At 36.3% G+C, this 22,029-nt stretch carries 14 protein-coding genes; 6 read left to right on the forward strand and 8 right to left on the reverse strand.

Annotated elements, in window-relative coordinates:
* Positions 1–17: 17 nt before the first annotated feature.
* Positions 18–1,223: a metallophosphoesterase family protein gene (locus tag ACM6F9_RS20275; RefSeq protein WP_414847345.1), complete on the forward strand. Its 1,206-nt coding sequence runs from the start codon at positions 18–20 to the stop codon at positions 1,221–1,223.
* Positions 1,224–1,226: 3 nt separating this feature from the next.
* The gene (locus ACM6F9_RS20280) at positions 1,227–4,262 is read left to right on the forward strand and encodes an SbcC/MukB-like Walker B domain-containing protein (protein WP_414847346.1); all 3,036 of its coding nucleotides are present in this window, start codon (positions 1,227–1,229) and stop codon (positions 4,260–4,262) included.
* A gap of 48 nt (positions 4,263–4,310) precedes the next feature.
* On the opposite strand, the gene ACM6F9_RS20285 is transcribed toward ACM6F9_RS20280, so the two are convergent.
* The 4 genes from ACM6F9_RS20285 to ACM6F9_RS20300 form a co-directional block, all read right to left on the reverse strand.
* Positions 4,311–5,138: a universal stress protein gene (locus ACM6F9_RS20285; RefSeq protein ID WP_414847347.1), complete on the reverse strand. Its 828-nt coding sequence runs from the start codon at positions 5,136–5,138 to the stop codon at positions 4,311–4,313.
* 45 nt (positions 5,139–5,183) lie between these two features.
* Positions 5,184–6,596, reverse strand: a complete 1,413-nt coding sequence (locus ACM6F9_RS20290; protein WP_414847348.1) for an inorganic phosphate transporter — start codon at positions 6,594–6,596, stop codon at positions 5,184–5,186.
* 371 nt (positions 6,597–6,967) lie between these two features.
* Positions 6,968–7,993, reverse strand: a complete 1,026-nt coding sequence (locus ACM6F9_RS20295; RefSeq protein WP_414847349.1) for an LLM class flavin-dependent oxidoreductase — start codon at positions 7,991–7,993, stop codon at positions 6,968–6,970.
* A gap of 379 nt (positions 7,994–8,372) precedes the next feature.
* Positions 8,373–10,511 (reverse strand): DPP IV N-terminal domain-containing protein, encoded by a 2,139-nt coding sequence (locus tag ACM6F9_RS20300; protein ID WP_414847350.1) that lies wholly within the window; start codon positions 10,509–10,511, stop codon positions 8,373–8,375.
* Between the two features lie 339 nt (positions 10,512–10,850).
* Between ACM6F9_RS20300 and ACM6F9_RS20305 the strand changes: the two genes are divergently transcribed.
* Together ACM6F9_RS20305 and ygiD are read left to right on the forward strand one after the other, a co-directional pair.
* Positions 10,851–11,363, forward strand: coding sequence for a YceI family protein (locus ACM6F9_RS20305; protein WP_129042148.1), 513 nt, complete (start codon positions 10,851–10,853; stop codon positions 11,361–11,363).
* A 79-nt stretch (positions 11,364–11,442) separates the two neighbouring features.
* Positions 11,443–12,270, forward strand: coding sequence for a 4,5-DOPA dioxygenase extradiol (gene ygiD, locus ACM6F9_RS20310; RefSeq protein ID WP_414847351.1), 828 nt, complete (start codon positions 11,443–11,445; stop codon positions 12,268–12,270).
* A 70-nt stretch (positions 12,271–12,340) separates the two neighbouring features.
* Here the strand turns inward: ygiD and ACM6F9_RS20315 are convergent, their stop codons facing one another.
* The 3 genes from ACM6F9_RS20315 to hutH all read right to left on the reverse strand — a co-directional run bounded on the left by ACM6F9_RS20315 (position 12,341) and on the right by hutH (position 15,935).
* The gene (locus ACM6F9_RS20315; protein WP_414847352.1) at positions 12,341–13,822 is read right to left on the reverse strand and encodes a S8 family peptidase; all 1,482 of its coding nucleotides are present in this window, start codon (positions 13,820–13,822) and stop codon (positions 12,341–12,343) included.
* A gap of 90 nt (positions 13,823–13,912) precedes the next feature.
* Complete coding sequence (locus ACM6F9_RS20320; RefSeq protein ID WP_414847353.1) at positions 13,913–14,359, reverse strand: GNAT family N-acetyltransferase; 447 nt, start codon at positions 14,357–14,359, stop codon at positions 13,913–13,915.
* Between the two features lie 88 nt (positions 14,360–14,447).
* Positions 14,448–15,935, reverse strand: coding sequence for a histidine ammonia-lyase (hutH, locus tag ACM6F9_RS20325; protein ID WP_414847354.1), 1,488 nt, complete (start codon positions 15,933–15,935; stop codon positions 14,448–14,450).
* Positions 15,936–16,071: 136 nt separating this feature from the next.
* Here hutH and ACM6F9_RS20330 point away from each other — a divergent pair, with 136 nt between their 5' ends.
* Positions 16,072–16,827, forward strand: a complete 756-nt coding sequence (locus ACM6F9_RS20330; protein WP_414847355.1) for a hypothetical protein — start codon at positions 16,072–16,074, stop codon at positions 16,825–16,827.
* 86 nt (positions 16,828–16,913) lie between these two features.
* Entirely contained in the window at positions 16,914–18,707 is a 1,794-nt protein-coding gene (gene uvrC, locus ACM6F9_RS20335) for an excinuclease ABC subunit UvrC (protein WP_414847356.1), read from the forward strand.
* A 426-nt stretch (positions 18,708–19,133) separates the two neighbouring features.
* On the opposite strand, the gene ACM6F9_RS20340 is transcribed toward uvrC, so the two are convergent.
* On the reverse strand, positions 19,134–22,001 hold the full coding sequence (locus ACM6F9_RS20340; RefSeq protein ID WP_414847357.1) for a T9SS type A sorting domain-containing protein: 2,868 nt from the start codon (positions 21,999–22,001) through the stop codon (positions 19,134–19,136).
* Between the last annotated feature and the right edge of the window lie 28 nt (positions 22,002–22,029).

A 22,029-nucleotide genomic window follows, 5' to 3' on the forward strand; every position in this document is an offset into this window, starting at 1 on the left:
TAAACAATAATAAATTTATGAAAATTCTGCATACAGCCGACTGGCATTTGGGAAAAAGACTGGACCGCTTTTCACGACTGGAAGAGCAGGTTTTGGTCATGGAAGAGATTATAAGCATTGCTGATGAAGAACATGCAGATCTTATTCTTGTTGCCGGTGATCTCTTTGATAATTTCAATCCAAGTGTAGAGGCCGCTGAACTTTTTTATAAAACCTTAAAACGTTTATCATTGAATGGTAAACGCCCTGTGATTGCTATTTCCGGTAATCATGATTCTCCCAGCCTAATCAATGCTCCTGATCCATTGGCAAGAGAATGTGGAATCATTTTAATAGGTCATCCTAAAGCTGAAATCACTCCTTTTGGTACAGAATATTTCAACATTATCAATTCCAAAGAGGGTTTTATAGAACTTAAAATTGATGGAATTGATTTCCCTGTAAGAATTCTTCACACCCCTTTCGCGAACGAGATCCGGTTAAAGGAATACTTTGGAGAAAATAAAGAAGAGGAAATCAACAAAGTTCTTTCACAAACATGGAAAAACCTTGCTGATCAGTTTTGTGATGATTCCGGGGTGAATCTTCTGACTGCTCATTTGTATATGAATAAAAGAGGTGCAGAAGTTCTGGAAGAGCCGGAAGGAGAAAAACCCATTAAAATAGGGAATGCAGATCTGATTTTTTCAGACAGTATTCCGGAGCAGATTCAGTATACAGCATTAGGCCATCTACACGCTTTTCAGAATATCGGAACGAAGGAAAAGCCTGTTATTTATTCATCTTCTCCCCTTTGCTACAGTTTCAGTGAAGCTGGGCAGACAAAATATGTTTCCATTATTGATGCAGAACCAGGAAAAGCGGTTTCTTATGAAAAAAAAATACTGGCCAGCGGAAGAGCTTTAGTCAGAAAAACATTTACCTCTATTGATGATGCCGTTCAATGGCTAGGGGAAAATCCCAATACATTTATTGAGCTTACGCTGGAAAGCGAAACGTTTTTGACGGCTGATGAAAGAAGATTAATTTATCAGTCCCACAACGGAATTGTTCATCTGATTCCCAAAGTAAGAAATCTGGAATTAGGTGAAAATCAAACCCATGAAATCAATTTAAGTCAGGATATTGATATTTTATTCAAAGATTATTTTAAATCTAAAAACGGCGGACAGGAAGCCAATGAAGAACTGATGAATTTGTTTAACGAAATTTTAAATGCATAAGCCATGATCCCTGTTCAATTAACTATAGAAGGACTTTACTCGTATCAGGAACGCCAGACGATTGATTTCCGAAATCTTACCGAAGCGGGATTATTTGGTATTTTCGGGGCAGTGGGTTCCGGAAAATCATCAGTTCTGGAAGCTATTTCGTTCGCTTTATATGGAGAAACAGAACGTTTGAACATGCGTGATAAGAGGGCTTATAACATGATGAATTTAAAATCAAACAGTTCTTATATAGAATTTGATTTTGTGAATTATGAGAATAAGCTTTTCCGTGCTACCCGTGATTTTAAGCGAAATTCAAAAAAATTCGAAGAGGTAAAACCTAATGCGGTTACTTTTTATGAGCACATCAATGGAAAATGGATTCCTTTGGATCATTCCAATGCAGAAGCTATTATTGGTCTAAGCTATTCCAACTTCAAAAGAACCATCATTATTCCGCAGGGACAGTTTAAAGAATTCCTTGAATTGGGCGCTGCAGAAAGGACGAATATGATGAAGGAGATCTTTAATCTTCAAAAATTTGACCTTCAGAACAATGTTTCTGCGCTTAATGTAAAAAACAGATCAGAACTGGATCAGCTGGAAGGACAGCTCAAAGGTTTTGAAGAAATCAATGAAGAGAAAATCAACATTCAGAAAGAACAGCTTGCAGAAGAACAAAAACTCCTTTCTGAATCCAATGAAAAACTGGAAAAAATTTCCCAGACGTATCAACAGCTGAAAAACTTAAAAAGTGACTTCGACAGTTTACAGCAGAATAAAGAAAAGTTCAATCAACTTTCCGAAGAAAAGCCTCAAATGGATGCTCTCGAAGCACAGGCGGAATTATATGACCGGACTTTCAGACTTTTCAATCCTTTAATTATTGAGAAAAATAAACTTTCAAAAGAAATTTCGGACAAACAAAACGAGAAAGAACAGCAGATTAAATCCTGGCAGGAAACTGAAAAGGCTTTTAATGTCATAAAGGAACAGCTTAAAGTGCTTGAACCACAATTCAAGGCATTGGAGCAATCCAGAATTCAGGAAAATGACTTGAACCTCATCATTCAGATTTTGAAATCTTCTGAAGAAATTAAGACTCTGAATGAAAGAACTCAGAAAGGTTCCGAAAAAGTAAAAGAAGTAAATCTTCATAAAGAGAAGATTCAAAAGATAATTGATGAACTTTCTGCACAGATTAAAGTCTTAAAGGAACAAAAACTTGATTCTTCCCTACTTTCTGAAGTGAGCAGCTGGTTTATTCAACAAAAGAATTTTAAAAAATTACTGCAGGAACAAACCGAAAAGATTGAGAAACATCAAAAACAAATCGGAGAAATTGGAGAAGAGCTAAAGCCTTTTCATTACACCGAAAATTATAAAGAAGATTTCAAAAACAGGAAAGAAGCTCTAGAAACAAAGAAAAAGGAACTTTCGCAGAAACTGGATCATCTTAAAATACAGAAAGAGCTATCCCGTTTTGCCAGTGAGCTTCATGATGGTGAAAACTGTCCTCTTTGTGGTTCTAAAGAACATCCGCATATTGTAGAATTTCATGATGTGAATGCTGAGCTGAAGGAAATTCAGGAGAAAATAACTTCTGTAGAACAAGAAACAGCTGCTATTCAAAAGCAGGAAGCAGAAATTGATAAAATTCTGGATCGAAAAAAAATATTCGAGGAACAGCTTCTTTCGGAACAAAAAATTGTCCTTCAGATTCAGGAAAATATTGAAAAAAATATCCTGAATTTCACCTGGAAAAACTTCTCTCCTGATCAGGAAGAGGAGTTTGAGAAAAAACGTTCAGACTCATTTACTTTAGAAAAAAAGATTGAAGAAACAGAACGCAATATAGCTGTAGAAAGGGAAAATCTGGACAGAGAAACCAAAACACTGGAAAAGTATAAAAGTGCCCTGGAGACCTTTCGTCTGGAAGAAGTTTCAAAGCAGGAACAGATCAATATCAGCCGTTCCGGCCTTAAAATTCTGGATTGGAATCTGTATGCTCAAAAAGAAAAAGCTGAGATTGAAGAAACCTATCAAAAACTAGTACAATCCAACAAAGAAATTGAAGAAAGTTACCAAAAAGCATTAGAGCAGGAAAAAATTCTTTCACCAAAATTGGCAGAGCAAAAAACGATTGTCAGTCAGTCTGAGAAACAGATAGCAGCCCTAGAAAAGGAAATTTCCGCTAATGAAAACTCAATTGTCAAAGCTTTGGCAAATCACAATTTCACGGAGTTCAAAGAGGTTGAGCGTATTTTACTTCAGGAAATCAATATTGAATCAGTGAGAACAAAAGTTCAGCATTTCAAAGTTGAATTTGAATCTTTAAAGAAATTCATTGGAGAACTGGAATTGAAGCTGAAAGGTCTTTCATTCGATAATGAGCAGTTTTCTCTTGCGGAACAGCAATTTCTCGAAGCACAGAACGAACAGAAGAAAATCAGTGATTCCGTAGTTACTAAAACAGCTGAAATAAAAAGACTGGAACAGGAATTTGTAAAAAAAGAAACTCTTTTAAAAGATCTTGCAAAATTGCAAAAACGTTCAGAGAATTTAAAAATCATGATGAACTTGTTTAAAGGAGCCGGTTTTGTACAATATGTTTCGTCTATTTATCTGAGACAGCTTTGTGATCATGCCAATCTACGCTTTCACCGTATGACAAGAAATCAGCTGAGTCTTCAGCTTAATGAAAATAATGATTTTGAAATTATAGATTACCTCAACGAAGGGAAAAGCAGAAGTGTAAAAACACTTTCCGGAGGACAGGCATTTCAGGTATCGTTGAGTCTTGCTCTGGCACTGGCAGAAAGTGTTCAGTCCAACGCGAAGGCAGATAAGAATTTTTTCTTTATTGATGAAGGCTTTGGAACTCAGGATTCGGAATCTGTGAATATCGTATTTGAAACCCTCACCAATCTGATGAAAGAAAACAGGATTGTAGGAATTATTTCGCACGTTGAAGAGCTGAAAGAGAAGATCCCTACAGCTCTCAATATCATTAAAGACGAGGAAAGAGGAAGTCTGATTGAGATTGTATAATCAATCTTTAAACTTCAAAAGAAATTAAACTAAGGCTGGCTTGAAAACTTAAGCATGGAGAATCAATACAGCCTTCACAGATTTGTTCAGAATCTCATCTACGGTACTACCGGAGAATAATCGGTAAATAATATTGTGATTGTGTTTTACAAGGCATAAAATATCTGTTTTATTGGTTTCTATGAAATCAATAATTCCGCTTGATGGTTTATCGTCCTCAACGTAGTGAAAGGTGATCTCTACAGAAGAAAGCTGATCTTTTAATTTCTTTTCGCCATTTTCTATGGTTCTTGCAGCTGTATCTTTGTCCGAAATATGAAGTACTTCCAGCTTTTTAGGATCGGAAACTTTAAGAATCTGATTCAATGCTTTTACATCTCTTACGGATAGTTTTGTGGTTTTATAATCAGCAGCCAGTGTAATAACAGGTGTTGGATGAAGTATACTTTCCGCAGGAACGATTAATGTCGGGATCCGCATCTTGCTAATGGCTAAACTGGCATTGCTTCCTATAATTCCTTTAATGCCCGTAGCTCCTGTCATTCCCATTACTAAAAACGATACATCATTATATTCAATGTATTTTGTAATGACATTTCTTAAAAAGCCAACATCACAAACCGTTTTAACCGGAATATCTTTATATTCATTATTATTACAGAAGGTTTCTGTCCATTCTTTCAGAGCAGATCTTTTTCTTGCATAGTAATTTTCAATAAAAATGGCGTTGTATGTACTATTGTTGATGCCTTCCGTAGGATGAATGGCATTCAGCACCGTTACTTTCATCTTTAAGGTTTTAGCGAGGGACAGAGCATACAACAGAGCATTACCTGCGTTATTGGAAAAGTCTGAGGCAACTAATATTTGTTTCATTTTTTTTCGGTTTTAATAATAATCACTGAACTAAAAAATCTGCCATTAAATAAACAGATGGAAACATATAAATAACAGTAAAGATAATACAATAGACACCGGTAAAGTAAGTACCCAGGCAAGACCGATACTTTTTAATGTAGCCGGATTAAGGTTACTTTTACCACCGGAAGCCACCATAGAACCTGCTATACCACTTGATAAAACATGCGTGGTACTTACCGGTAATCCCAGAAATGTACTTATACCGATCGTAGATGCTGCAACAATTTCGCTGGAGGCACCCTGGGCATAATTTAAGTGTTCATTTCCTATTTTTTCACCAATGGTTACTGCAATTCTCTTCCAGCCTATCGTAGTTCCCAACCCGAGAGATACGGAGATAATAATAATTACCCATAAAGGAGCAAATTCGGTTAATTTTTTAAGTTCAGAAATCTGGCTGCTAAGTGTTGCTCTGCTGGGTTCGTCAATAGTTATGGATTTATTATCGTTCAGCTTTTTAAGAGAATCAACAAGGTTGTCTACCTGTTTTCTAAATCTGTAAGTGGCAGCTTTGTCTTTTTCATTCTTATGTATCAGATTTTCTTTTACATTTTCAACGGCCAGATTCAATGTCTTAAATTCTGCTGCATTTTGAGTATTTTGGGCCGCTGCAGCCTGTAATGTGTGTTCCGTTGTATTGAGGATGGAAATAATCTTATCATTAGGAATATCATGATTAATTGCAAACTGGGCAGGCATGAAAGCAATCAGAATCAGCATAAAAAGCCCTACTCCCTTTTGTCCGTCATTACTACCGTGAAAAAAGCTTACTAAAGTACAGGTTGTTACTAAAATGGCTCTTATAGCAAAAGGAGGTTTATCATTGGCACCTGTCGGAATATGGAAAAGTGTTTTATAGCGGATTACATATTTAAAAAACCACATCAGCAGGACAGCTAAACAAAACCCTACTATAGGGGATAAAATGAGCGACATCCCAATTTCTTCAGCTTTATGCCAATTCACCCCGCCTCCATAATACCAAGTAAATCCTAAGCCGGCACCAATCAAAGCACCAATCAGAGTGTGAGAGCTGGAACATGGTATTCCAAAATACCAGGTTCCAAAATTCCAGATGATTGAAGCCAGTAAAACAGCCAAAACCAAAGAGGCTCCTACAGCAATTGGCAGCGTTATGAGCGTATCCATAGGCACCAGTTTTAAGATTCCCATTGCAACGGCAATTCCTCCTGTAAAAACTCCCAGAAAATTCCAGAAACCAGACCACGGAATTGCAATAACAGGTTTAAGAGCTTTGGTATAAATTACGGTAGCTACAGCATTGGCTGTGTCATGAAAACCGTTTACAAACTCAAAAGCCACAACGGCTACCAGACACAGGATGAAAATAATGATAAGGCCTGTACTGAGATCCGGATCCACTGAAAAAAATAGGATATTGTTTAAATGCATGGTTTTTTGTTTTGATTTTGGAATAACTGGATCAACAATGCGTCCAGAATGTTGAGAAACGAAACCATCAGAAAGGTATCATAAGAACGATTTTTTGAATAACAATAGACTTTAGAACATCCAAACAATTTTTTGAACAAACTGGCTGTGGAAATAAACAGTTTGTCACCAGTACAATACAAAGTTTGTATTATGTGGATTATAGACAGGTCAATCATTAATAGCTATCGCTTTGTTTCATCACTGTAAAGAAATGAAGTTTAAAAGATTACGATGTTAATAAATGATTAACTGTTTATTATATTTAAAAATAAGAGAATAAAAAAAGGAGACCTTTTCTGGTCTCCTTGTCATATCTGTAAACTTCCCTATTACAGTCCTTTTATAATAGGTTTTACTTCTTTTCCGAATAATTCAATAGACTTCATCATCACGTCATGTGCAGGATCTCCCACATCCATATGCCCGATAAATCTGGTAATCCCGAAAATCTCCTTCATATAAGCAATTTTATCTGCTACTTCAGCCGGACTTCCAATAAATAATGCTCCATCTTTGCTTCTTCCACCATCATACTGTGCTTTTGTGTAAGGCGCCCATCCTCTGGAAGACCCAATTCTGTCCATCTGAGATTTATAGTTATGGAAATATCCATCCACCACTTTCTGATCATCACTCACAAATGTATGAGAATGAACCGCAATCTGCATCTTCGAAACATCATGTCCCGCTTTTTGGTATTCCTGTTTGTAGAATTCGATCAGATTTCTAAACTGAATTGGCATTCCTCCAATGATAGCCACCACTAAAGGCATTCCAAGCTGTGCTGCACTTAAAACAGACTGTGGAGTTCCTCCAACGGCTCTCCAGATTGAAAGTTTTCCGTCATTTTTTGCTCTTGGATATACGGTTTGGTTTTCCATCGGAGCACGAAGTTTTCCTGACCAGCTTACATTTTCTTCAGAATTGATTTTTAGTAATAATTCTAATTTTTCGTCAAATAGCTGTTCATAATCATTCAATGAATAACCATACAACGGAAATGACTCTATGAAACTTCCACGTCCCACGAATATTTCTGCTCTTCCATCTGAAATAAGATCCAGTGTTGAAAAATCTTCATATACTTTTACCGGCTCCGAAGAACTTAAAACAGTCACTCCACTGGCCAGTTTTATATTTTTTGTAATACTCGCTGCCGCTGCCAAAACGATCTCCGGTGAGGAAACAGCATAATCCGGACGGTGATGTTCTCCCATTGCGAAAACATCAATTCCTACCTCATCCATTAATTTTACCTGATCCAGAATTTCACGGATCTTAATTCCTGCATCTCTATATTTTCCGGTAGATTGGTCTAAAGCCAAATCCCCGAACATTCCTATTCCTAATTCCATATTGTTGATTTTAGTGATACAAAAATACCACTAAGAAAAATCAAAAGCATTGATGTTTGTTAAGATCGGAAGTGTTGAGAGAAATGAGTAGTGCTTTTGTTGGAAAACGCAAAGGCGCAAGCTTTTTTTTATCTTTATCCTGTTTTAAGGCGCAAGAAAATCAAAGATTTTCAGCAAAGATTTATCAGGAAAAATGCTCAATTTTGGAAAACGAGAAGGTGAAGATTAGTTCTTATAGTATTAGGACTATAAAATTTTATCTGTGATAAAATCCTTGCGTCTTACAACATAAAGTATTCAATAATCTTGCGCCTTTGCGTTTTCTAAAAAGACTAGCAAAAAACAAAAATCCAGTCTGGTTTTAGACTGGATTGTATTATTATTTCTTCAGATACAAATCAAAATAATCTGTTATTTTCTGCATCAGGTGAACTCTGTCTTTCCCAATCACATTATGCGGATGTCCCGGATACGTAAAATAGTCCAACTGAACCCCGTTATCCACAGCAGACTTGATAAATTTAATAGAATGCTGCCATACTACTACATCATCCTGCGCTCCATGGATCATCAGTAATTTTCCTTTCAGGTTCTGTACTTTATCCAAAAGATTAGCTGCTGCATATCCCTGTGGATTCTCCTGCGGAGTATCCATATATCTTTCACCATACATGATCTCATACATACTCCAGTCGATTACTGGTCCTCCTGCTACTCCTACTTTGAATACATCCGGCTTACGAAGCATAAAACTTGTCGTCATAAATCCTCCGAAGCTCCATCCATGGATTCCCATTTTTTCTCCATCTACATAAGGAAGAGACTTTAAGTACTCAACTCCCTTCATTTGGTCATTCATTTCTGTTGTCCCCAGATTTCTGAATACCGCCTGCTCAAACTTCAACCCGCGGTTAGAAGAACCTCTTCCATCCATCGTGAAAATGATATACCCGTTCTGAGCCATATATTCATACCAAAGGTTTCCTGAAGCAGGGAAAGTATTTGTGATCAGCTGCAAGTGTGGTCCGTTATACAGATAAACAATTGTCGGATATTTTTTATTAGGATCAAAATTTGTCGGAAGAATGATCTTTCCGTACAAAGGAGTTCCGTCATCTGCCTTTAATGCTACGTTTTTAATTTCCGGTCTCTGATAATTTTTTAATGGATTTTCAGAAGTAAGGATATTCGTAGTTTTTAAATTCGCTGTATTGATAATATTGGCAACTCTTGGTGAATTTGCATTGCTGTATGCATCATACAGATAGTTTCCGTCACTGCTCAATGTTCCGATGTGCATTCCTTCTGCATCATCCAGTCTTTGCATCTTGAAATTTGTCCAGTTGATTCTATATAAATGTCTTTCTAAAGGAGTTTCTTTTGTAGAAGTAAAATAGATTTCCTTTTTCTTTTCATTGAATCCTAAAATATCAGTTACCAGCCAGTCCCCTTTTGTAATCTGTGCTACCAGTCCTTTTTCAAGGCTATAGTGGAACAGGTGATTGTACCCCGTTCTCTGGCTCTGCCAGATGAAATCTGTATTAGAATTCGGGAAGAAAGTAAGTGGATGCTGTGGCTCCACATATTTGCTATCTGTTTCTTCAAATAACGTTTTTACCAATTCTCCTGTGCCAGCATCATACTGATTCATTTTCATATGATTCTGACCTCTGTTCAGAACCCCTACAAATATGTATTTTGAATCCGGGCTCCATGTAATTGCCGTTAGATATTGATCTTTTTCACCTTCCACTTTTAAAAAAGTAGTAGCTTGGGTTTTAATATTGAAAACTCCTAATGTCACCTGGTGAGAAGTCTGACCAGCCATTGGGTATTTGATATTGTGATTTACAGCAGGCGTTACAGACCAGTCGATGATTGGGTAATCTGCTACCATGCTCTGATCCATTTTATAGAAAGCTACACTTTCAGAGTTCGGAGCAGGGAAAATTCCGGTATCAATCCCGAATTCATTTCTATGAACCGCCTGTCCGCTGATGATATTTTCATTGGTTTCGTTGGTTACAGGAATGGTTTTCCCGTTTCTGTTGACAAATAGATTATTCTTTGCTGTGAAAGCGAAAGTCTGGCCATCACCAAACATTTTCACATTGGCAGCATCCTGATCAATTGTTGCTGTATTCTTTACTTTCCAGTCGTTTCCTGATTTTTCAATCCACGACATTTTGCCCCCTGTAGTAAAATATCCATTGGAATTTCCTGTAAATTTAATTGAAGGAACAGCTTTAAGCTTATCATTGGAAAGGTTTCTGTTCAGTTGGCTCAACGAGATCAGCGTATCCTGTTTGTTCGTTTTCAAATCTGTTATCAGATAGCCTCCTTTTACTGCCTGGATATAAGATTTTCCGTCTGCAGCCCATGAAAACTGGGAAATATTTTTCACGGCAAGGTTGGTTCTCATTCCATTTACAGCCTCCGCCATAGTAAACTTTTGGGTCTGGGCAAATGCTGAACTGCCTAAAACCAGCATCAATAAAGAAAATTTATGTAATTTCATTGTATAAAATTGAATCCACCAAAAATAAGAAATAAAAACCATTCGTTAAGAAATGTTAAATTAAAACATTCATAAAATGGAATTCATTCACAAAAAGAAATTATTCCTTAACTTAATAGTAGAATTTTTAAAGGTATTAAAGGAGCGAATTGTGAATAGGTAATCCGTTGAACTTGTCAATTTTTGATTATTGGAAACTGATAGGCATTCACTATTCTCTTGCGAATCAAAATTGACTATTAACAAAAAAATCTCATTTCTTATCCTATATCAATGACTTGTATATGCTCTCTATCCTAAATTTGCATCATTAATAACAAACAAAAAATACAAAATACAATGGCAACAAAATGGATTTTAGACCCTACGCATAGTGAAATTACTTTCAAAGTAAAACACATGATGATCTCTAACGTAAAAGGAAGTTTCAGAACTTTCAATGCAGAAATTGAATCTGAAGACGAATTCTTTGCAAATGCAAAAACTACTGCTACTATCCAGACAGATTCTGTATTCACTAACAATACAGACAGAGATAACCACTTAAAGTCTGCAGAGTTCTTCAATGCTGAAGTACATCCTACTATCACTTTTGAATCTCAGGCATTAAACAATTCTATTGTTGGAAATCTTACCATCAATGGAATTACAAAACCTGTAACGCTTGATGTAGATTTCGGAGGAATCAACGTAGATCCGTGGGGAAATACAAAAGCAGGTTTCTCTTTTGAAGGAAAAATCAGCAGAAAAGACTTTGGATTAAACTGGAATGCCGCTCTTGAAGCAGGAGGTGTAATGGTGAGTGATGATGTAAAAGTAGCCGGTGAATTACAGTTTGTAAAACAGGCATAGTAAATAACATATATTACAAAAGGTTCAGGGATTTTCTAAAAGCCTTGGACCTTTTATTTTTTTATAATCTTCAATATTTATGAACCTCAACGATCTTCAAAACATAAGCGACGGTTTCAAAAGCACACAGAGAATGCCTGTTTTATTTCTTGGACATGGTTCACCAATGAATGCCATTGAAGAGAATCAATTTGTACAGGGTTTTCGAAAAGCTGCTTCAGAAATCCCAAAGCCCAATGCAATTCTTTGTATTTCTGCCCATTGGTATACTGACGGAACTTTTGTAACGGCTATGGATATGCCAAAAACCATTCATGATTTTTATGGTTTTCCAAAAGCACTTTTTGATGTGCAGTATCCTGCTCCGGGAAGTCCGGAACTCGCTAAAGAAACCGCAGAATTACTTCTTCCTGTAGATGTGGAAGAAGATCACAGCTGGGGGCTGGATCATGGTGCATGGTCAGTGATCAAACATATGTATCCTGATGCAGATATTCCGGTGATCCAGCTAAGCATTGATCATACAAAGCCTCCACAGTATCATTACGACCTTGCCAAAAGGTTGAATAAGCTCCGTGAAAAGGGTATCCTCATCATCGGAAGCGGAAATATTGTACATAATCTCCGTCTCATCGACTGGAAAAATATAAATACAGTAGGAGCCGGCTGGGACTGGGCAGTGGAAGCCCGGGAGAAAACCAACAACTGGCTTCTTGACGGTAATTTTCAGAATATTATTGATTATCAGAAACAGGGAACTTTCTTACAATACGCTGTTCCTACTCCTGATCATTATCTGCCTTTATTGTATACATTAGGGCTGAAAGATCAGTCTGAAAAACTTACTTTATTCAATGATGAGCTTATTGGCGGATCATTGAGTATGACGAGTGTAAGGATTGGGTAAATTGATATTAAAAATAAAAAAGGAAATACCTCAGCTGAGATATTTCCTTTTCTTTTTATGAAATGATTATTTATTGTACTGCTTTCAGAACATTGATGTTTCCATAGCCGTAGCTTGAATTTACGTTAGGATAGTACGTTGCAGACTGTCTCATTTTATTAAGTACCTGCTCTCTCGTCCATGATGGGTTTTTAGCCCAAACCAAAGCTGCAATTCCTGCTGTAGCCGCTGTAGCTACTGAAGAACCACCCACATAATCTGCCTGTCCGTTATAATAGCTCAATACAGGAACGGTATTTCCTGATGGTCTCTCCATCTGGAAAGTAAAGTCGATCTGGCTTCCTGAGTGGCAGACATCACATTTTTGGTTGGATGTATTCTCTTTTACTCCTGTTATAGCCTGAGTTTCTGACATTGATGCAGGGAAAATTACCCCAACAAAATTGGTGAAGCTGGTAGAAGTACCTCCGGCACAGAAGATTAATTTTCCTTTAGAGTAGGCATACTTAACACCGTCTTCTATTTTTCCAACGGAGAAAATGTGTCCCATCGACATAGAGATGATCTTTACACTGGTATTATTCCCCAGATCTGTAAATGCTGTTTTTACAGCAGTCTGCTCACTGGAAGTTTCCAGGACAACATTTTCTGCGGCTCTGTAAGCAATCAGATTGGCATTATAAGCTACTCCTACCGGTAATCCTGAAGTATTTCTTGGAGCAGCCATTACGGAAGCCATTTTTGTTCCGTGTCCGCACTGATCACCAGATCCGTCTGAATTATACACTCCGTATTTACTGATGGTTCTTCCTGAAGAAGCACCATTATTAAAACTTCCTCCCAATAAAGTCTGTTCAGGAGAAACTCCTGTGTCAATAAGTCCTATGGTAACACCTGCACCGGTACTATAGCTCCATGCATCAGGAATATTGTGTTTTGCGAAAGCCCATGGAATTTTTGCACTTGGTGTTGTAGACGTATAGTCTGCAGTATTTAATGTTGCTGATGAAAAGCCACATCCAGAAGAACCGCTTCCTGAAGATTTCGCAGCCGCATTGTATTGAGCTTCAAATTCAAAATAATGATAGTCTGCCGGCTCTACATATCGGATGTTTTTCATTTGTCGAAGAGCAGCAATGGTTTCTTCTTTTTCAATCACAACATCCATCTGATTAAGATATTGATCTGAAAGAAGAAGGAAATTTCTCTCCTCTTTTTCTTCATATTTTCTGATAACTGAAAGAACTTCTTTCTCCATATCACTGCTGTTTGGAGATTTACTTCTGTCGAAATCATCTTTAGAAGCTCCAAAACCGATAGATACCATTTTGTTTCCGCGAAAAATAGCACTCCACACGAAATGATCGGATTCATTCTTCCAGTTGAAAGTGCCATCTGTTTTAATAGCCTGATTGATCCTTTCATTGATCTGCTTGGCAGTCAGTGGATCTTTCTGAGTCATTTCAGTTTTCACATTTTCGTTCTGAAGTTCTTCTCTGGAACACGAGTTTAAAGCAAAAAATATTGCCAGTAGGAATACAGTTTTTTTCATATGTTATAATTTTGGTTGGAGCCACAATATAACACTTTGCCGGGAATTAAAAATTTAAAAAAAATGAATTTAGCATTACATGAATATTAATTAAAATACTTTTTCGTAACACACACTTTGCTCTACGCCAATATATTGTCCATAATTAGGGATTCTGTGAAATCCTTGTCTCTCATATACGGAGATCGCACTTTTCAGATCCTGAGATGTTTCCAATACTGCTTTTTTAAAGTTCAATTCTACAGCCCAGTTTTCAAGTTCTTTTACAATGGCAGAACCCAGCCCTTTCTTTCTGAATTCCGGATTGGTAAACATTCTTTTTATTTCTACGGTATCTTTTGAAAACGGTTTGAAAGCTCCACATGCCGCCGGAATATCACCTACGTAAGCTACAATACAGTTTTTAATAGTATCAATGGTATTGAACTGAGCGAAGAAATCATCGTTCTCACCATTATGCTCAGACAAAGTGGCATCGAGGGATTTTACAAGGTTTTGAAAATCTGTGTTGGAGGAATCTGTTCTGAGGATGTGCATTTTAATTTAAAGATTTAATAAATTGAAGGATTTAAAGATTAGTAGAAACAAAAAAGCTCCCTTTCGGAAGCCTTTGTTTTATTTTAGATTAGTTGACAACAAATTTTCTTTCGTTAATCAATTCTGCAATTGCAAGCATATCTTTACCGATCAGCCTGTCATCTTCCAGCTTGGCAACTTTAGAACGAAGAATTGTGAAGTTTTCTTCAATTACTTTAGAGCATTTTGCAGGTCTTCTGAATTCTAGTCCCTGAGCTGCAAACATCAATTCAACAGACAGAATATTCACAAGATTCCCAAGAACCTGATTGAATTTTCTTCCTGAAATACTTCCCATAGAAACATGATCTTCCTGACCTAAACTTGTAGGAATGGAATCTGCTGATGCAGGGAAACATAATGTTTTATTCTCTGTCACCAAAGCTGCTGAAGTATACTGAGGAATCATAAATCCTGAATTTAATCCTGAGCTTTCCGTCAATAATCTTGGAAGCCCATATTTTCCTTCTAATAATAAATAACTTCTTCTGTCTGAAATATTACCCAATTCTGCTGCAGCCAATGTAGCATAGTCTAATGGCAATGCCATCAGTTGTCCGTGGAAATTTCCTCCAGAGATAGATTCTTCAGCACTTAATACAATCGGGTTGTCTGTCACAGAATTCAGTTCTGTTTCAGCCATACCTTTAAGATGTTCAAAAGCATTTCTGCTGGCTCCGTGAACCTGTGGTACACATCTCATGGAATAAGGATCCTGAACTCTCTCACAGTCTTCATGAGCTTTCATATTTTGGGAACCTTTCAGAAGCTTAACCATTCTTGCAGCTACTTTTTTACTGCCTTCAAAAGGTCTGATCTCGTGAAGTTCTTTCTTGAAAGGACTTTCAGAACCTCTGTAGGCTTCAATACTCATCGCAGCAGTCATATCCGCAAGATCTAGTAAATATTCAAACTTTTCAAGTCCTTTGATTGCGTGAGCAAGGATAAACTGAGTTCCATTAATTAATCCCAATCCTTCTTTTGGTCCTAAAGCTAATGGTTCAAGGTCATGTTTCTTCAGAATATCCATTGTTTCGAAAATCTGATCTCCTTCCCAAACCTGTCCTAAACCAAGCAAAGGCAATACTAAATGTGCCAGTGGGGCAAGATCTCCTGAAGCTCCTACAGATCCTTGTTCAGGAACTACCGGGATGATGTCTTTTTCCAGCATCAGGATCATTCTTTCAATAACTTCCAGAGAAACTCCGGAAAATCCTTTTGAAAGGGCATGAACTTTAGCAATCATCATGATCTTTGAAAACTCTTTATCAATGGGCTTTCCAACTCCGACTGCGTGAGAAATAATCAGATTATACTGTAACTGAGCAGTTTCATCAGCTGATATTTTGGTATCACATAATGGTCCGAATCCTGTGTTGATTCCATATACACATCTGTCGGACTCTACTATTTTCTGTACGTTTTTCTGAGATTTTAAAATTTGTTCTTTTGCAGCTTTGTTCAGCTTCGCTTTATTTGGCTTTTTACAGATTTCCAGAACATCATGGAAAGTAAAAACATCTACTCCGTATATCATTTCTAAAAAATTTTCTTAAAATTACGCATTTAACAATAATTGGAAAAACTAAATTTCAATCTTATAGATTTTTATAAAAAGAAGTAAATTAATTTATTACTTTTAGCCCCGAAAATTAAAACCAATATACATGAGAATGAAAACTCTACTGCTTGCTTTATGCGTTGCAGGTACTACTGCTTTTGCACAGAAAGTAAAATATTCTAAGGAAGAAAGAAAAGAAATGAACCGTTATCTGTTTAACGAAGGTTTCAATACAGCAACAGATAAAAAAGTTTCCACCATTATTTTAAAGGATAACACCGAACATCAGGGCTACAGTAAATCATGGGAAAGACAAAAAGGACAAATTCTTTCTATCACAATCGAAGATGTAGATACAAAAAAACCTATGAAATTTACTGCAGCAGATATTGCTGAAATGTATCTATATCCTACAGAGACTGAAAAATCTATGAAAGCTGCGAAATTCATATCAAACATGAGAAATTACAGTACCAAAAAGTATAGTAAATCAGTAACCGATGATGCTGTTCTGTATGAAAACCAGATTGTTTCTTTAAAGAACAAGAAAGAGCCCAGAGCTTTTTTAATGCAGGTTATCAACCCTGAATTTAATGAGCTTATTTCTGTTTATCATGACCCGTTTGCATCAGAAACAGCAACTACAGGCTTTGTAGGTGCTCCTGCATTTGGTGGTGGCATTATCAAATCCTATTATGTAAGAAAGGGCAATAAGGTAATGTGGCTTCACAAAGATGATTTTGAAGACAACTATGACTTTTTATTTGGAGACAACCCCGAATTCATGAAAAAATATCCAAAGAACTCTGTAGAATGGAACTATTTAAGCTTTCTAATCTACCAATATACTGAAATGAACCACGGATAAAAATAAACAATCAAAATACCGGAACCTGTAGAATCATCTGCAGGTTTTTCTTTTTTAAATAGGGAAAGTTTCCTTAATTTTGTTGTATGAATCCTTCTTTAGAACTACAGCTCAAAACCTTACCATCCGAACCAGGCGTTTATCGTTATTATGATAAAAACGAACAGCTTTTGTATGTTGGGAAAGCTAAAAACCTGAAAAAGAGGGTTCTCTCCTATTTCAACAAAAACCTTTCCGGATACAGGATCAAAATAATGGTCGGTAAAATCCAGCGACTGGAAACAACCATTGTAAACAGCGAATATGATGCACTTTTATTAGAAAATAATCTGATTAAAGAACATCAGCCGTTTTACAATGTCATGTTGAAAGATGATAAAACCTACCCTTGGATTTGCATCAAAAATGAAGATTTTCCAAGAATTTTCCTGACGAGAAATGTGATTAAAGACGGATCAGAATATTATGGTCCTTACGCAAAAGTACGTCCTGCAAAGATCTTACTGGATACTATCAAACATATTTACAAGCTCAGAACCTGTAATCTGAATCTTTCACCTTCCAAAATAGCGGACGGAAAATATAAAGTATGCCTGGAATATCATATCAAAAACTGCGAAGGTCCGTGTGAAGACCTTGAAAGCAAGGAAGATTATGATGAAAAGATAGATGCTATTCGTGGGATCATCAAGGGTGACTTCCGGAAAGCTAAAGATTATCTGGTGAATCAAATGATGAAAATGGCTTCCAATCTTCAGTTTGAAGAAGCACAGATCATTAAGGAAAGACTGGATATTCTGGAAGATTATCAGGCTAAAAATACGGTAGTGAATCCCAATATTGATGATGTGGATGTTTTCGGGATGACTAGTGATGAAACTGCAGCCTATGTGAATTTCTTCAAAATCAGAAACGGAAATATCATCCAGAGTTTTACTACAGAGATCAAAAAAATTCTTGAAGAAACAGATGAAGATATCATGGAGGAAGCTTTGATTGAGATTCGCCAAAAGTTTTCTTCAGATTCTAAAGAAGTTCTTTTACCATTTCATTTGTCTGTAGAAATTCCTAATGTAAAGCTGATTGTTCCTAAAGTAGGAGATAAAAAAAGAATTGTAGAGCTTTCTGAGAAGAATGCTAAAGAATATCGTCTGGAAAAGCTGAAACAGGTTCAGATTGTAGATCCTGAAAGGCATACCAACAGAATTATGGCCGAGATGCAGAAACTTCTGAGAATGCCCGTAGAGCCAAGGCATATTGAAGGTTTTGACAACTCAAACATTCAGGGAACCAATCCTGTGTCTGCCTGTGTTGTTTTCAAAGATGGCAAACCAAGCAAGGCAGATTACAGAATTTTCCACCCTAAAACAGTGGAAGGACCTAATGATTTTGCAACGATGGAAGAAGTGATCTACCGCCGTTATAAAAGAATGCTTGATGAGGGAGAAAGTCTTCCACAACTTATTCTGATAGACGGAGGAAAGGGGCAGCTATCCTCTGCGGTGAAAAGTCTTAGATTATTGGGACTTTACGGAAAAATTACCATTGTGGGAATCGCCAAAAGACTGGAAGAAATTTTCTTTCCGGAGGATCCTATTCCTTTATATCTGGATAAAAAATCCGAAACATTGAAAATCCTTCAGCGCGTGCGTGATGAAGCTCACCGATTTGGAGTAAAACATCACAGAACCAGAAGGAAAAATTCTACTATAAAATCTGAGCTGGAAGAAATTCCGGGGGTTGGAGAGAAAACTATTGAACTTCTTTTATCTAAATTAAAGTCTGTAAAACGTATCAAAGAGGCCAATCTAGAAACTTTGGAAGAAATTTTAGGGAAAAGTAAGGCTAAGGTGATTTGGGAGTTTTTTAATGCTAATTAATTCCCTTGTGGTATAAGCCGATAAGTTTTCACAACTAAAATGTACTTTTCATAGGATTTCACCATCATTTCCTATTTCATCAGAATGGGATAAAAAATCAACAATTTTTCAAAGTAAAAGGAAATACAATAAAGAAATTTATATTTTGATAAATATTTTATCAAATAATAGTATTATTTGTATTTTTTTCATAAATTAGTATTATCAACTAATACCAATAATATTATGTAAATCATTCAAATTTTATAAGTTTTTCACACATTCTATTTACCTATATAGGAGATTAAGTGATTTTATAAAAACCGCATGACCACTTTTTTTATTAAAATCACATCATAAATACTATTTCAATTTTTTGAGACTATGAAAAACACATCAACATATATATTATAAAAGGCTCTTTTTTTCAAGAGCCTTTTATATTTATTATTTCTTTATGATCTTACCGAGATAATCTCCTTTACTTGTCTTTATCTTCACGAAATATATTCCTGATGATAGTTCTGCAACCTTAATATTATCATTATTATAGGGTATATTTTTCACTAATTTCCCGGAAGCATCAAAAATCTTTATTGTTTCAACCTGATAGCTATCCTTCAATTTAATGGAAAAATACTCTGAAACAGGGTTAGGATAAATCTGCAGATCTATATTTCCGTTTTTATTTACGGTCTTAGGGGTTTCACTGGTTGCTAGATAAACCGGCAATGGATCTGTTGTTTCATACAGCTCACTTCCATGTTCTTTTGTAGAAATTGTCAGATATAGTTTTTCACCATCTGTTCCTATTTTCTGAATATTTTCATTAGCAAGCAGCTGATTGTCGTCGTTGGTAACAAAGATATCTAAAGGAGATACGGATGCTCCGTCACTTTTCCATACTTTTTGGGAATCTCCATTCAGGAAATAAAGATAATTGTTGGTACATATCATATCTTTTACGGAAGAAAAGTTTTGGGATAATTTCGACGTACCATTTGCAGTACCATCTGTTTTCCAAAGCTGTGTACTGTTATTATTGGTAAAAAATAACTGATTTCCACATTTTTTAAACTTAACGTCTCCATAAAAATTTCCTGCTAAAATTTCTTCTGTTCCGGCAGCTGTTCCATCTGTTGAATTTAATGCTGGAGAAGGGTACCCGGAAGTAATGTAAAACAGTTTATCATTAAATATTGCTGTTTCTCTTGAAATACTGGAAGAGCCATAAGGTACAGCGTAAGATTTTAATAATACAGCGGATGCCTGATCTCCATTTGAAGCCCAAAGTTCATTTTGCCCGGAACTATAATTACTGGATGTATTTTCCTGTTGTTTTGTAAAGAATAGTTTATTGTTAAAAGCATTTAAAACTTTTATATCACCATCTGTTCCATCCTGATAAGAGAACTGGATTGTTTTTAAGGTATTGGCTTCAGTGGCATCTGTTTTCCAAATTCCTAATTTTCCGTTTTCTTTTGCAATAAAATAAGCGAAGCCATTCAATACTGCTGTTTTAGAATCTACAGTATAAAGACTTCCCATATTATCAGCAGAAATATCCTTTATTAAAGTAACAGTATTAGCTGTATTATCCACTTTCCAAAGTTCTGTTCCTACCAGATTGTTATATCCTGCAAAAAGCAAGGTATTATCATTCAAACTGGTATATATCACTCTACTGGAAATATCCGGAGATGAGATTTTTATGGTATTAGCTATTGTTCCGTCTGTTCTGTAAGCCCCTTCAGCGGTATAAAGGTAGTTTCCAACTTTAATGAAATTATCATTAGCTTCTGTATACATTCCAACAAATGAGTTCCCCCCAAAGTTAGAGAGTCTTTCTATCTGTTGTGTATTTTTATTTCTTTTATAAATCTGGCTGTTGTACTGTCTGTCTGCAGCAATAAAAATGAGATCATTGTTCAAAGGCTGATAAGCATGAGGATTAGAACTTTCAACCCTATTGATATCAGAAGCTAATGCGACTTCCTGTGTAATCGGATCTACTGAAAATACTTCTGTGCCATATTTTGGGGTATTTCCTGTAAGGTAAATCTTAGAATTCAGGTCTATAAAGCTATTATTATAAGGCATTCCCAGTCCTGTAATCTCAAAACTCTGAGAAGAATTTCCATTCGTTACCCAATATCTGCTTCCGTAATTGGCCATGGTAAGAATTAAATGTTTGCCATCTGAACTCGTCCCGTACATCAAAGCATCCGCATGGGTATTGAACAGAACTGTTCCTGCTTCTGTACCATCGGTTTCCCAGATATAATTGCCATATGCGGAATTAACTCCATTAGCTCCGCTTTCAAAATATATTTTATTATTAAGCTTTGCAAATTTTTTCATCGCCATAGAACTTGTTGCTCCAGGCGTAAGATTTTTTAACAAATGAGTTCCTGCTGCTGTTCCATCAGAAACCCACGGCTCATATCCATTGGCAGCATCAAATCCTGTAAAAACAAAATAATTGTCTGTTGCAGCTCCGTCAAATAAAGGATTACCTATGGATTTTATTGATACTGTTCCCGCCTCTGTTCCATCTGTCTCATATAACTCATACCCCGCAGTTCCTGTACCTAAATTAGCAACAAAATAAAGCTTATTATTAAAAGCCAATGCTTTAAAATCTCCATTGATACTTCCAGATGTATTAGGAACAATATCTTTTAAAATAGATGTTCCGGCAATAGTTCCATCCGACTTCCATATTTCTTTACCATGCACCCCATCATTTGCGGCAATGAACAATGTACCATTCATGACATACATATTCATATCTCCGGAAGAATACTGAAATGTTTTCAAGAGCTGCAGGTTGTCTGTAGTTATATTGTAAACCCAAAGTTCATTATGGTGATAAAAGAAAATATTATTTCCGGCTGCTGCAGCTGTTTCTACAGCAAACTCAAAATTCAGATCTTTTACTTTTGAAGTTCCGGCAGTGGTTCCATCTGTTACCCAAAGTTGATTGTTGGATGAACTGTTGCTCTGAACAGCAATAAAATATATTTTATTATTCAGCTTCATAAAATTAGGATTTCCTGATATCCCTACACTGTATGCAGGAAAGATATCCTTCAATAAAGTTGATTTTTGGGTAGCAGGATCAAAACTCCATAGCTCTCTTCCTTCTTCAGTAAATCTTGTTGCGGGAAAGATGATGCGATCATTGAATTTGATAAAATTGGTAGGATCACTTGAACCGCCGAAATTGAATTCCTGTAATTTGGTGTTCAAAATAGTTTGTGCACTCGAAAACACTGACATGGCTGTCAGTATCGAAATATAGATTTTTCTCATTATGATAAGAGTTTATCCTTAACCCATA

The sequence above is a fragment of the Chryseobacterium sp. IT-36CA2 genome, from assembly GCF_949767875.1.
Taxonomy (GTDB): domain Bacteria; phylum Bacteroidota; class Bacteroidia; order Flavobacteriales; family Weeksellaceae; genus Chryseobacterium.